The organism is Spongiactinospora sp. TRM90649, from assembly GCF_029382225.1.
GTDB lineage: Bacteria > Actinomycetota > Actinomycetes > Streptosporangiales > Streptosporangiaceae > Spongiactinospora.
In genome coordinates, this window is the sequence record NZ_JARLTC010000017.1 from 49706 (window position 1) to 62626 (window position 12921).

13 protein-coding genes are annotated in these 12921 nt (G+C 70.1%); 4 read left to right on the top strand and 9 right to left on the bottom strand.

Annotation, left to right across the window (positions count from 1 at the left end):
- Positions 1 to 30: 30 nt before the first annotated feature.
- Complete coding sequence (locus P3X83_RS21335; RefSeq protein ID WP_277306919.1) at positions 31 to 330, top strand: histidine kinase; 300 nt, start codon at positions 31 to 33, stop codon at positions 328 to 330.
- Here P3X83_RS21335 and P3X83_RS21340 read toward each other — a convergent pair.
- The 8 genes from P3X83_RS21340 to P3X83_RS21375 all read right to left on the bottom strand — a co-directional run bounded on the left by P3X83_RS21340 (position 277) and on the right by P3X83_RS21375 (position 9251).
- Positions 277 to 1431, bottom strand: coding sequence for an alpha/beta hydrolase (locus P3X83_RS21340; RefSeq protein ID WP_277306920.1), 1155 nt, complete (start codon positions 1429 to 1431; stop codon positions 277 to 279). The genes P3X83_RS21335 and P3X83_RS21340 overlap by 54 nt on opposite strands.
- 12 nt (positions 1432 to 1443) lie before the next feature.
- Positions 1444 to 2856 carry a S41 family peptidase gene (locus P3X83_RS21345; RefSeq protein ID WP_277306921.1) on the bottom strand — a complete coding sequence of 471 codons (1413 nt, stop codon included), beginning with the start codon at positions 2854 to 2856 and terminating at the stop codon, positions 1444 to 1446.
- A complete protein-coding gene (locus tag P3X83_RS21350) occupies positions 2853 to 3902 on the bottom strand; it encodes an ABC transporter permease (protein WP_277306922.1) in 1050 nt (349 codons plus the stop codon). The genes P3X83_RS21345 and P3X83_RS21350 overlap by 4 nt, the downstream gene beginning before the upstream one ends.
- Complete coding sequence (locus P3X83_RS21355) at positions 3899 to 4786, bottom strand: ABC transporter ATP-binding protein (RefSeq protein ID WP_277306923.1); 888 nt, start codon at positions 4784 to 4786, stop codon at positions 3899 to 3901. Before P3X83_RS21355 ends, P3X83_RS21350 begins: the two co-directional genes overlap by 4 nt.
- Positions 4783 to 5175, bottom strand: coding sequence for a GntR family transcriptional regulator (locus tag P3X83_RS21360; protein ID WP_277306924.1), 393 nt, complete (start codon positions 5173 to 5175; stop codon positions 4783 to 4785). Before P3X83_RS21360 ends, P3X83_RS21355 begins: the two co-directional genes overlap by 4 nt.
- A 122-nt stretch (positions 5176 to 5297) precedes the next feature.
- On the bottom strand, positions 5298 to 6548 hold the full coding sequence (locus tag P3X83_RS21365; protein WP_277306925.1) for a PP2C family protein-serine/threonine phosphatase: 1251 nt from the start codon (positions 6546 to 6548) through the stop codon (positions 5298 to 5300).
- Positions 6549 to 6719: 171 nt separating this feature from the next.
- Positions 6720 to 7034 (bottom strand): hypothetical protein, encoded by a 315-nt coding sequence (locus P3X83_RS21370; protein WP_277306926.1) that lies wholly within the window; start codon positions 7032 to 7034, stop codon positions 6720 to 6722.
- 285 nt (positions 7035 to 7319) lie between these two features.
- On the bottom strand, positions 7320 to 9251 hold the full coding sequence (locus P3X83_RS21375; protein ID WP_277306927.1) for an amino acid transporter: 1932 nt from the start codon (positions 9249 to 9251) through the stop codon (positions 7320 to 7322).
- 287 nt (positions 9252 to 9538) lie between these two features.
- On the opposite strand from P3X83_RS21375, the gene P3X83_RS21380 reads away from it, so the two are divergent.
- From P3X83_RS21380 to chrA, 3 genes are all read left to right on the top strand, one after another.
- The gene (locus P3X83_RS21380) at positions 9539 to 9982 is read left to right on the top strand and encodes a Chromate resistance protein ChrB (protein ID WP_277306928.1); all 444 of its coding nucleotides are present in this window, start codon (positions 9539 to 9541) and stop codon (positions 9980 to 9982) included.
- Positions 9979 to 10410 carry a chromate resistance protein ChrB domain-containing protein gene (locus tag P3X83_RS21385; RefSeq protein WP_277306929.1) on the top strand — a complete coding sequence of 144 codons (432 nt, stop codon included), beginning with the start codon at positions 9979 to 9981 and terminating at the stop codon, positions 10408 to 10410. The genes P3X83_RS21380 and P3X83_RS21385 overlap by 4 nt, the downstream gene beginning before the upstream one ends.
- 83 nt (positions 10411 to 10493) lie before the next feature.
- Positions 10494 to 11825: a chromate efflux transporter gene (chrA, locus tag P3X83_RS21390; protein ID WP_277306930.1), complete on the top strand. Its 1332-nt coding sequence runs from the start codon at positions 10494 to 10496 to the stop codon at positions 11823 to 11825.
- A 454-nt stretch (positions 11826 to 12279) separates the two neighbouring features.
- On the opposite strand, the gene P3X83_RS21395 is transcribed toward chrA, so the two are convergent.
- The gene (locus P3X83_RS21395) at positions 12280 to 12822 is read right to left on the bottom strand and encodes a hypothetical protein (RefSeq protein WP_277306931.1); all 543 of its coding nucleotides are present in this window, start codon (positions 12820 to 12822) and stop codon (positions 12280 to 12282) included.
- Between the last annotated feature and the right edge of the window lie 99 nt (positions 12823 to 12921).

The window sequence follows — 12921 nt, forward strand, 5'->3', positions numbered from 1 at the left end:
CGGGCCGAGGAGCTGGAACGGGCCCGGCGGGTGATCGCCGAGCAGGCCCGGGCCCGTGAACGCACCCGCATCGCCGGGGACATGCACGATCTGCTCGGCCACGAGCTGAGCCTGGTCGCGCTGCACCGGGACCCCGTCACCGGGGAGGTGCCGGAACTGGTCGCTCAGGCCAGGACGGCGGGCCTGGTGGTGGACCTGCGCACGGAAGGCGACGGTTCGCGTCTTCCCTCCGGGACCGTGAAGCCCGCAGCCGGGCGCGGGGCTGGATGCGGAGCCTCAGGGCCGACGGCACGTCGCAGGGCAGAACGTGACCTCGGGGTAGCGGGATGACGGCTTGTCCAGGAGGGGCTGCCGCCGCGACTTCAGGTGCTGGTCGAGGAAGGCCGCCACGTAGGTGCGGGTGAGTTCTGCGGCGCGCGCCCCGGTCAGCGCGCCGTAGACGGGTTCGATGCCGAGGGTGCCGGTCAGCAGCGGGCCGTCGGTGAAGGACTGGTGGTCCGAGCCGGTCAGCACGATCCAGCGCTTCCATCCGGTCAGCAGCTTCCAGTCGCGGTCCCATGTGCTGTCGCGGCCTCCGGACGCGTGCTGCTCCGAACCCAGGAACATGAACGGCCGGGAGAACCCGCTCTTGGGGATCCGGGCGTAGGTGGAGCCGTCCATGTCGATTCCGGCGCGAACCCGGGAGTCCTTCAGCATGGCCGCCATGGCCCCGGCCCCGCCCATCGACTGGCCCGCCATCGCGATCCTGGAGCCGTCGATCAGATTGGAATGCTCCCACTTGGCGGTCAGTTGGTCGAGGACGAAGGAGACGTCGGCCGCCCGGCCCGCGACCACCCCCGTGCCGAAGCCCGGGTCGGTGTCGCTGTCGCAGGCGAGGCATTCGGCGACCCGCCCGTCGGAGAGGGTCGTCGCGTAGCTCTCGTAGGTGTGGTCGATCCCGGCCACGACGTACCCTCGGCTGGCCAGATCCTCGGCCAGTGACGTGAGTGTGCTCACCGGCTTGGTGAAGCCGGGCGACAGGACCACCAGCGGCAGCTTCCGCCCCGCCGGTTCGGCGTCTTTGACGGCGTTGGTGCGTGTCCTGCTCAGCGTGTCGTCCGGCACGCCCGCGATCCCCGAGCCCTTCAGGAGGAGCTCTGATTCCTTCGGCGTCATGTACGGGGCCCGCCGCCCGTCACGCCGCTCGGTGGGATACCACAGGGTGACCTTGAGCTGCCTGGCGTCGGCGTCGAGGTCCCAGGGGTCGGGGCGGGAGGTGTCCTTCAGATGCAGGGCGGTGGTGCCGACCGGATGGCTGCCGGTGGGGGCCGGCAGGGTGGCCGGCCCGGCCGGCGTGGCCGACGGGGCGGCGGAGCGGGGCGGCGGGGGCACAGAGCAGGCGGACACGGCCAGGACGACCAGTCCCGCGGCGACGGCCAGGATCTGTCTCATCGGGAGGTCCATTCACTTGTGCAGCAAGGTCAGGGCCTTGGCCAGGGCGGGGTCGCGCCCGGCGGCCGCGTCCTTCGAGGTCAGGGGCACGTAATGGTCGGGCGGCACGCCGACCCGGTCGATGACCTCGCGGTTGGGCCCCAGGTGGTGCCTGGCGGGGAAGCCCAGCGTGGTGTTGTTGCGAAGCAGGTACGACTGTGCCGGGCCGGAGATGACCCCGGCGGTCCTGGTGCCGACCAGCAGGCCCAGGCGCAGGTCCTTGACGGCGGAGCTGACGTGTTCGCAGGCCGAGGCGCAGCGGCGGTCGGTGAGCACCACCAGCGGCAGGCCGACCAGCTCGACGGTGTCGTCGGTCCGCGAGGTCGCGCACGTGCCGTCCGCGGCGCACTGGTAGGCGGTGACCTTGCCGTGACCGAACGCGCTCACCAGCCGGGTCGCCTCCACGGGGCTGCCGCCGCCGTTGCCGCGCAGGTCCAGCACGACGCCGGGCGGCGTCCGGCCTTTCCGCAGCCGGGAGATCGCCTTGAGGACCCGGGTCGCGGAATCGGGAGCGAACCCGCGCAGCCGCACATAGACGATGTCGTCGTCCAGCAGCTTCGACTGCACCACTTGCAGGGTGGCCAGGTCCCGCTGGTAGAGACCGGGCTTGAGCGTCACGCTCCAGCGGCGGCCGGTGCTCTGCCGCAGCACCCGCAGCCGCACCGGGCGCGCCTCCGGGTATCGCGGGTAGAGGGCGGCGATCGAGCGGGTCGCCCGCCCGTCGACGAAGGGCGCCGAATCATTGATCGACTCGATGACGTCGCCCACGCGCACACCGGCGGCCCGCGCCGCACCGCCCTGCACCGCGGTGACGAACAGCGGGGCCAGGGCGACGCCGAGGTTGTCGGCGACCGCGTTCGCCTCCAGGCCGAGGCCGTACCCGTCGCCGTCGTAGTAGTCGGGGGGCCGCCCGCCGCCGCGCGCCCAGCGCGCGTGGTTGTCGCCGAGGGCGGCGACGATGGCTTCGAGGGTGACGACGGCCAGTTCGTCGCGCAAGTCGGGGACCTGATCGGTGATCTTCCGGTAGGCGGCCTCGAAGGCGGCCCAGTCGCCCTTCTTGTCACCGGTCAGCGGAGGCATCGACGCGTCGGCCAGGTCGCGTCCGTTGCGGTTGAGCTCCTGCGTCAGGGCGACGAACCCGGCGGACAGCAGCGAGCGGGCGTCCAGGGTGGCGCCGCTGTAGTAGTTGTCCAGGATGCAGTAATAGGCCTGCTCGATGATGTCGGCCGTGGTGGGCGTCTCCGCTGCGGGAGCACCCGAGGGCCGCGTACACGCCGCCGTCCCGCCCAGGGTGGTCTTCGCTCCCTCGCTGCGCGGCGGGGCCGGTGCCGAGCAGGACGCCACCAGGAGAAGGGCCAGTCCGGCGGCCGCGCCCTTCGTCCTCATGACAGGCGCCTTCTGATCCACCAGAAGCAGAACCAGGTGAGTCCGGCGGAGAGCACCACATAGATCCCGGTCTCGATCCACTGCAGGGGCCAGAAGCGATCCAGGGGCTGATAGGTGGCCTGCTGCCGGTAGCCGAGGCGGTTGACCTCGGCCATGCACAGCCCGGCGGTCTCCGGCCCGCCGCCTCGGCCGCAGGGTCCGGACGTCGTGGAGACGCCCTGAACCTGGGCCCTGCCCTGGCCGTCGTCGACGACGCGCCCCGATGCGTCGATGACGTTGCTCTTCAGGACCCAAGCGCCCATGTGGTCGGGGATGACCGGGTTCACTTGCACATGGAAGCGTCCGTCCCGGGTGATGTCGAAACCGTCGACGCTGACCATGGCCAGTTCGAACGTGGAGGTGATCGGGGCGATGAGGTGGGGCCGGACCAGCACCGGCATCGTCGCCTGAAGGGCGGTGAAGACGAGCAGCGTGAGCGCCATCGCCGGCAACGTGCGCCGGAAGAGCATTCCCATCGTGACGCCCAGGGCGAAGGCGAACGCGGCGTACCCCATGGGGACGATTCCGCGCGCGCTGAACACCAGCGGGTCCATGACGGCCCACCCGGCTTCCGCCGATCTGTCCAGCGGTCCCGACCACCAGCTCGCCATGAGGCCGCACAGGGTGGCGGCGGCCACGGCGACCAGGCCGATGAGGCCGAGTTTGACCGTCAGCCAGCGGGCCCGGGTGATGCTCTGGTTCCACACCAGCAGGTGTGTCTCGGCCTCCAGCTCGCGGGTGATCAGTGGCGCCCCCCAGAACAGCCCGACGAGCGCCGGGAGGAGCAGTACGGCGAGCGTGATCCCCAAGAAGGGAATCATGTATTCGTCGAAGAATCCGTCGTAGAACCCTTCGCACTTGGCTTCCGTGGTGCACTCGGCGAGGCCTTGGGCGTACTGCTGCCACATGGTCGGGCCGGTCAGCGCCACGACGGCGGCGACGACGACGAGCAGAGCGGCCATCATCATGGCCGAGCCGCGGAACTGCCGCCAGGTCAGCCAGATCATCGCTGTACCTCCAGAGCCGGCCGGTTCTCGGCGGCGCGCTTTTCCATGTAGGCCAGGACGAGGTCCTCCAGGCTGAGCCGGCTGACCGTCCACGCGGGGTCGAGGACCGGCGCGTCGGTACGGATCACGTAGGTGCTCTGCCGTTCGGTGTGGCGTGCGGAGATCACCTGCTGATCGGCGGGGAGCCGGTCGGGATCCCGGCGCGGTCCGGTGAGCCGGTGATGGGTGGCCAGCAGGTCGTCGACCTCGCCGGTGACCTGTACGCGCGAGTCGGTCAGGACGATCAGGAAGTCGCAGACCCGTTCCAGGTCGGAGACCAGGTGGGAGGAGAGCACCACGCTGAACTCGTGCTCGACGGTGGCCTCCATCAGCCCCTGCAGGAACTCGCGGCGGGCGAGCGGGTCGAGCGAGGCGACCGGCTCGTCGAGGATCAGCAGCTCGGGCCGTTTGGCCAGGCCCAGGGTGAGGGCGAGCTGGGCGCGCTGGCCGCCGGACAGCTTGCCCGCCCGGTGGGTGGGAACGAGACCGAGCCGCGCGACGCGCTCCTGCGCCATCGCGGCGTCCCAGCCGGGATTGAGCCGCGCGCCCAGCTTCAGGTGCTCGGCGACGCTCAGCCCGGTGTAGACGGGGGTGTCCTGGGCGACGAATCCGACCTTGGCCAGTTGCGCGGGCCCACTGGCCGGTCGGCCGCCGAGCACGGTCACGGCGCCCGCCGTCGGTTCGAGCTGGCCGCTGGCCAGTCTCAGCAGCGTGGTCTTGCCCGCGCCGTTGGGCCCGACCAGCCCCACGACGTGCCCGGCGGGGATGTCGATGGTGCAATCGCGCAGCGCCCAGCGCCCGCCGTACTTTTTGCCGAGCTGTTCGGCTTTGAGGGCGGAAGTCACGCTATGTCCTCCTGGGCGGCGTTCCGAAAGGTGGTCATGAAGAGCGCCTCGATGCTTTCCTCGTCGAGACCGGCCCTGCGGGCCTTGGCCAGCCACCGCTGCAGCTCCAGCCGCAGCGGGCCGTGCGCGACCAGCGAGGGTGCGGCCAGCGTCGCGGTCACGAACGTGCCCACCCCCGGCCGAGCGGCGACAAGGCCCTCGTGTTCGAGCTCCCGGTAGGCCTTCAGGACGGTGTTGGCGTTGATCGCCAAGTGCGCCACCACTTCCTTGACGGTCGGCAGCTGATCGCCCTCATGCAGCAGGCCGAGCCGCAGCGCCTGCCGTACTTGCTGGACCAACTGCAGGTACGGCGAAACACCCGACCTGCCGTCCAGATGGAACTCGATCACCGGCAACTCCATTTATCTAGCTTCCTAGCACTTTAGACTGCTAGATATTAAGAGCTCGTAAGGAAAGCCGTCCAGGTATCGACCCGGCCGCAGGGAGACGCCGTTGGACCGGTGGGCCTGACTCAGCCGGTCGGCCGCAGCGGTTCGTGCGCCGCGCCGCGCCATTCGGCGAGGAGCACGGTGGCGTCGTCGCCGAGCCGGCCGTCGTGGTAAGTGAGGACGCCGAGGATCAGCCGGCGCAGGGTCTCGGGCACGGGCAGTTCGTCGCTGTGGTGGCGGATGATGAAATCGACGAACCGTGACAGCCCGAACTCGTTCCCCTGCGCGGCGCCGGCCTCGGTGATGCCGTCGGTGTAGAGCAACAGCCGGTCACCGGGCTCCAGTTGCTCGCGGCACACCTTGACGGGCAGCCCGATGTCCATGCCCATCGGATGCGCGGGCGGGCACTCCAGGGTCGTGCTCCACCGCCCGCCGCGGATGAGAACCGGCAGCGGATGGCCTCGGTTGACCCAGGCGAGCTTCCCGGTCCGCAGGTCGAGCTCGGCCATGACGGCGGTGACGAAGAGGTTGGCGCGACCGAACTCCTCGATCAGCACGCGCTCGATGGCCTCGCTGTTGGCGTCGAGCCCCATGCCCTGGCGGCGATGATTGCGGCAGGCGGCCATGGCCAGGTTGGCGGCCTGCCCGGCCGACAGGTCGTGGCCCATCGCGTCGAACACGGACAGGCTCAGGGTGTCGCCGCAGAACGCGTAGTCGAAGGTGTCGCCACCGATCTCGTAGGCCGGTTCCATCGCCGCGGCGACGGTCACCCTCGGGGTGGCGCAGGTCAGCGGCGAAATGAGCCGCCACTGCATCTCCGCCGGGATGGTCATCGGCTTCGAGCGCATCAGCCGCGCGTAGGTGTCGCTGTGGGTGCGGTGGCTGACCAGCAGCAACGCCACCAGGGAGGCCAGGTGTTGCCCAGCCGGCGGAGGCTCCGCCGAAAGGCCGGGCAGCCGCAGCAGCCCGAGTCGGTCGGTGCCGTCCAGCAACGGCAACCACCACAGGTGCCGCCCATCCTCGTCCTGCTGCCGCAACGGGCGAACCTCCTGGAACGCGCGCCCGGCCAGCGTGCCGTCCACGCGAAGCAGTTCGTCCGTGGCGTCCAGGTCTGGCGGACGCGCCTTCGCCGCCAGGCAGAACCGGGCGGCCGAGTCCGCCGTCAGCGGCCGCAGGAACCTCTGCTGGAGATCGGCCAGATAGATGACCACCTCCCCCAGCCCCGCCTGGGCGGCGTGACGATTCACCACCGCCGGTATATCGTCCAGCGTCACCAGGTGACTGGCTTCCAGCAGCCCGGTCAGCATCCTTTCCAGACCGCTCGTATTCACCATGACGCTCCCCTACCCATGCGACCCGTGCGTAGCCTGGAACGGCCGGTTATGGCGTCACTGGGACGGCGCGGGCATCGGGTGCGCGGCCGGCGACCCGGTGTCGGACGGCTCGGGAGACGGTTTGAGCGTGCGGTTGATGACCGTGGCGCGCTTGGGCCTCCTTCCGTTCGCTCAGCCGACGGCCTTCTCCAGTTGTGCCTTCGTCATCGAGGAGCGTCCCTTGACGCCCTTCCGCTTGGCCTCGGCGTAGAGCTGGTCGCGGGTACGGCCGCCCGCGCGGGTGCGCAGGCCGCCGCGGCGGCCGGAGGAGATGTCGTGGGTGGAGGTACGGCTCGCGGTCTTCGACTCGCCGGAGCGGGCGCGTTCCTTGTTCACCGTCCGCGCCGCGATCTCCTTGGCCCGCTTCTCCCCGGTGCCGCGCTTCTCCGCGCTCTCCTTGATGTGCTCGTACTGACGCTCCCGCTTCGGGCTCGATCCGGCCGGCATGAGCGCTCACCCTCTCGTGAATCGGATACCTCCCGCAGCCCCTGCCCGCGGGACCGCCCTTCACACGGACCTCCTGGAGGGGGCCCTCGGCGACAACGCGCCCGCGGGCCATCACGGCGACGGTGTCGCAGAGCTCCTCGACGAGTGCCATTAGGCGCTGTCCTCGTGCTGCTGACCGCGGTGCTGGGAAGTCTGCTGGCCGGAGCAAGCGCCGCTTACGCCGCTCAAGTGGTTGCCCTGCGGGCGGAGTCGGGATCCCAGACCTGCTTGAGAGGGCCGTGCCCATCAACCGACGTGGACGATCGGACGGCGGTCGGCGTTCGGTTCGGCCTGACGGAGGACTTCCCGGGTCAGGGGCGGAATGTCCCCGCCACCGAAGATCAGATATCGCAGCAGGGCACCAATGGGATTGCCTTCTGCGGCCCAGTGGAAGTAGACGTGCGGGGTCTTGCCGGTCTGGTCGCGCAGGTACAGCAGCAGCGCGGCGATGGCGTTGGCCACGGTGGTGCTCTGCATACGCAGGATGCGGAAGCCATGGCGTTCCTCACCGGTGACGCGCAGCTCACCGGCGAACTCGGAGGCGTCGGGAATGGTGACCTCCAGGAAGAGCAGGCCCTCGCTCGTTCGCAACCGATGCAGTTCCCACGCCTCGCGAGCCTTGTCGACGTATTCCTTGGCGTCGCGCCCATGAGGTTCGTTGGCGATCAGATAGATCTCACCCGCTTCGTTGATGAAGCGGCGGGCGTGGTCGTCCAGGCGGATGTGAGTGACGCGCAACTCGGTGGAACGCGTGGCGCGGGAGATGAGCGAAACCGTCACAATGGCCAGGACGAAGAGCAGGGCGATCACGAGACCGTCGGGCCGTTCGATGATGTTGGCGACGGTGGCGTAGCCGAAGATGAGAGTGATCAGCCCATAGAAGGCGGCGGCTCTCCTGTGACCTCTGGTCCAGGCGGACAGGGCGACCGCGACGGCGGCCGACAGGATGAGCGCGAGCACCCCGGTGGCGTACGCGCCGCCCTGCGCGTCCACCTCGGCCTGGAAGATCAGCGTGATGATGAAGGCGATACCGGTGAAGACCAGCACCATGGGTCGGTTGGCTCGGGTCCAGTCCGGGGCCATGCCGTAGCGCGGCAGGTAGCGCGGCACGATGTTGAGCAGCCCGGCCAGGGCGGAGGCGCCGGCGAACCACAGGATGGCGATCGTGGACAGGTCATAGACGGTGCCGAACCAGCCGCCCAGGTACAGGTGAGCCAGGTAGGCCAGGGCGCGGCCGTTGGCCGAGCCGCCCTCGGCGAACTCCTCGGCGGGGATGAGCACGGTGGTGGCGAAGCTGGAGGTGATGAGAAAGACGCTCATGATGAGCGCGGCGGTGGTCAGCAATTTGCGGGCACCCTTGATGCGCTGGGCGAGGTCTCCCTTCACCAAGGGCATCACGGCCACGCCGGTCTCGAAGCCGGACAGGCCGAGAGCGAGCTTCGGCATCACGTACAACGCGACCGCCACCATCGCGATGGGGCTGGAGTAGTCGGCGCTGAGCGCGTTCTGCCAGCCGATCACCTGCTCGGGATGAGCGAGCACGCGCTGCACGGCGGTACCCACCACGACCACGTTCAGCAGGAGGTAGACGGCGACCAGGACGACGGCGATGGAGATGGCCTCGCTGAAGCCGGCGAGGAACACCCCGCCGAGCGCGGCGATCAGCACCAGGGTGACCGGTACCTGCGAGTTCGCCCACGCGTGCGGGACGAACGGGTTGTGCAGGATGTGCGCGGTGGCGTCGGCGGCCGACAGGGTGATGGTGACGATGAACGCGGTGGCCACGAACCCGAGCAGGAACAGCACCAGGAACTTGCCTGCCCAGCCCGGCAGCAGCCGTTCCAGCATCGACAAGGAGCCCAGCCCGTTCGGGCTCTGCTCGGCCACCGCCCGATAGGTCGGCAACGCACCGAACAAGGTCAGGGTCACCAGGAGGAGAGTGGCCACCGGACTGAGCGCCCCGGCGGCCAAGGCGGCGATCCCCGGCTGATAGCCGAGGGTGGAGAAGTAGTCGACGCCCGTGAGGCACATCACCTGCCACCACTTGTGCTGGTGGCCCTGGTTCTCCTCGGACGGGGGGTGGGTTGCGAGGCCTTCGGGACGCTGCAGACCCTTCAGCAGCCACCGCCGCAGCACCGGCCTTGGCGGCTCAGCCGCGTGCTGGTCCAGCTCAGCCACCGGGGTCCTCCATCAAGAAAGCGTCAAGACAAACGCACCCTAATGTCGCAAACTCCGCGATCCACCTGCATACGCGTCAAGAAAACGTCAATATTGGCCTGAGGCGCCCCGATGCGGCGTCCACGCCTCACTGCGCCGACTCTCCAGTCGGCTCGACGCTTCACCAGCCCATCGGGTCTGGTACCAGGCGCCGCCGACAAGATCGGGCAGGCAGGTGTGCGCGGAGGTACTGGATATCGGCCATCCCAATACCCGGGCTGTCCAGCATCCCGCGCCAGCCGTCGACGTTGCGGATCACGATCTGGCGCAAGCTGGACCGGCTCGGGGTGGCGCGGCTGGGTGACGGGCTGGTCGCGCTGCCCGCCGACGCCCGGACCCGCGAACAGATCGACTGGATCGCCGAGGAGATCGGCGAGATGGGCGGCAGCTCCACCGTGTGGCTGGCCGCCGCCGGCAGCGCCGCGCAGGAGAAGGCGATCGCCGCCGAGATGCGGAGCGCACGGACCGCCGAGTATCGGGCGGTGCTGGAGCAGGCCGAGACGGCGGCCCGGGCGCGGCCGGGCGAGCGTAGCCGCGCGTCGAAACGGCTGCGGGCTGAGCTGCGCAGGATCGGCCGGCGCGACTACTTCCCGCCCGCCGAGCGGGAGGCGGCGCGGCGCGCGGTGCGGGCGCTGGCCGACACCAGCGCCGACACCAGCGCGGACGCCGACGCGAACGGGGGCGTGCGATGAGGTGGGCCACGAGCGCCGGCGTGCACATCGACCGGGCGGCGTGTGCCTGGCTGATCCGCCGCCACCTCGATCCCGCCCCGGAGTTCGTGTTCGTCGACGACCCCGCAGCGATGCCTGCGGACGCGACGCCGTTCGACATGCGCGGAGCCGAGCTGTCCCATCACGGCGGCGACTGCAGCTTCGAGACGATCCTGCGCCGCTACGAGCTGGACGATCCGGTGCTGTGGAAGATCGCCGAGATCGTGCACGAGGCCGACATCGACGACGAGCGCTTCGAGGCCCCAGAGGCGCCCGGCGTGGACGTGATCCTGCGCGGGCTGTCGATGATCTGCGACGACGAGCGCGTCCTGGAGATCACCGGACCGGTCTTCGAGGGCCTGTACGAGTACTACCGGCGGGCGTTCCTGCTCGGCCGCCCCCCGGCGTGAACGGAGAAGCGATGGACCTCCCGAGAGAAGCGGTGCCTAGCCGCGGCGGGGCACCTGCCGCACAGCCGGGTGCCGGCGAGGACGTGATCCCCTTCCGCCAGGCGGTCCGCGCCTGGTTCGGGATCTCGCTGCAGACCTTCGGCGGCCCCGCCGGGCAGATCGCCGTCATGCAGCGCACGCTGGTGGAGGAGAAACGCTGGATCGGCCAGCAGCGTTTCAACCACGCCCTCAACTACTGCATGCTGCTGCCCGGCCCGGAAGCGCAGCAGCTCGCGATCTACGTGGGCTGGTTGCTCAACGGCACCCGCGGCGGCCTGGTCGCCGGGACGCTGTTCGTGCTGCCCGGCATGCTCGCCCTGCTGGCGCTGTCGGCGGTCTACGTGATCTGGCAGGACACCACGATGGTGACCGCCCTGTTCGCCGGCATCGCACCGGCCGTGCTCGCGATCGTGGCCCAGGCCGTCATCCGGGTCGCCAGGCGCTCGCTCACCCATCCCATTTTCATCGGCCTGGCCGTGGCCGCCTTCGCCGCGCTCGCGCTGTTCGCCGTGTCCTTCCCCGTCGTGGTCGCCGCCGCGGCGCTCGCCGGATGGCTGGTTCACCGGCTGGCTCCGCACGTCTTCAAACCCGGCGGCGGGCACGGCGGTGACGGCGGGCCGGCGCCGCTGATCCCCGACGACGCCCTGCACCACGCCCGGCCCTCATGGCGCTCGGCGGGCAGGATCCTCGCGATCGGGCTTGTCGTGTGGTGGGTGCCGGTGGCCGCGGTGGCACTGCTGTTCGGCACCGGCAGCGTCTTCACCACCCAAGGGCTGTTCTTCTCCGGCACCGCGCTGGTCACCTTCGGCGGCGCGTACGCGGTGCTGGCCTTCGTCGCCCAGCGCGCGGTAGAGGTCTACGGCTGGCTGACGCCGGCGGAGATGGTCCGCGGACTCGCGCTGGCCGAGACCACCCCGGGACCGCTCATCATGGTGGTGCAGTTCGTCGCCTTCCTCGGCGCCTACCGCGACCCCGGCGCGCTGATGCCGTGGGCGGGCGCGCTGCTGGGGGCGCTGCTGACGACCTGGGTGACGTTCGTGCCATGCTTCCTGTTCATCTTCCTCGGCGCCCCCTACGTGGAGAAGCTGCGCCACAACACGGCGATCAGCGCCGCCCTCACCGGCATCACCGCCTCGGTCGTCGGCGTCATCGCCAACCTGGCCCTCTACTTCGCCGAGCACACCCTGTTCGGCGACACCTTCACCTGGGCATGGGGGCCGTTCACCGTTCAGGTCCCCGAGCCCGGCACGCTCAACCTCATCGCCCTGGCGATCACGGTGGCGGCGCTGGTCATGACGTTCGTGCTGAAGTGGCCGATGCTGCGCGTCCTCGGCATCTGTGCCCTGCTCGGCCTCGCCACCGTCCTGCTCCGATAGCCCGGCGGCTATGGCGCGGTGGGGGCGGAACAGCCGATCCGCGCGGGCGGCCGGGTCAGGATGGTGCTCCGTCGCCAGGACGATGCCGACGATCAGCGCGATCAGGTCGGCCCCTTGCCCGTCAGCTCGCGGGCACGAGCGGCCAGGGCGTCGATCCGCTGCCGAGAGACCGCCTCCAGCAGCGCCCGGCGGGTCGGGAAGTGGCGGCGCACGGTGGCCGAGCCGACCCCCGCGATGCGGCGATCCGTTCCAGGGAGGCACCGGCCCCGTACGCGGCGACCTCCTCCTCGGCCACGGCCGAAGGCGGTCGTATCGTCGCGCCCTTGACCGACCCGCGTCGCACGGCCGCCCTTGGCCCCAATCGCCGGCCAGCGCGGGCGGCGGGCATCGCCCTGCTGCACATCGAACGGGCCCGCACCGGCCACGGCGTATTTGATCTTCAATACATGCTTCTTCAGGCTTGCTGCTCGCAGGAGTTCTCCGCCTCGGCGTCGCACAGGTCGATGCCCGCGCCGCCGAAGACCTGGTCGAAGCCCCCGCTGTCGCCGATGAGGATGTCGCTGCCGCCGTTGCCGTCGATGAGGTCATTGCCCTCGTCGCCGTTGACGAAGTCCCGGGCGCTGCCACCGAAGTACTGATCGCCCTCCGGGCCGAGGAAGGCCCGAGCGGGCAGCGCCGTGTTGTTGCGGACGACGTCGGCGCCGCCCTGTGTCTGCACCTGGATCTTGGAGATCCCGGCGCTGGGGCAGCGGACGGTGCGGCTGTCGAGCCGCTGGCAGTTGAAGCTGGGCGTGTTCATGGTGTCCTTGAAGTTCCGGACGACCAGGAATCCCCCTTCGAGGCTGATGTTGATCTCGTCGCCGGCGTCTCCCGAGTTGATCGTGAGCTGGCCGCCGACGCCGCTCACGCTGGTGGCCGCCATCGCCGGGCCGGCGAACACGGCCATCAGGGGAAGGGCGAGCAGAGCCCCCGTGGTGAGTGCGCGCTTGAGTCTCATGGTTCTCCTTGATGAGTGATCGGCCCCCTGTCCGCAGGGAAGTACATCCCAATCACGCCGGAGAACGTGCGTCCAAAGACGCACTGGGAGACGGCCCTT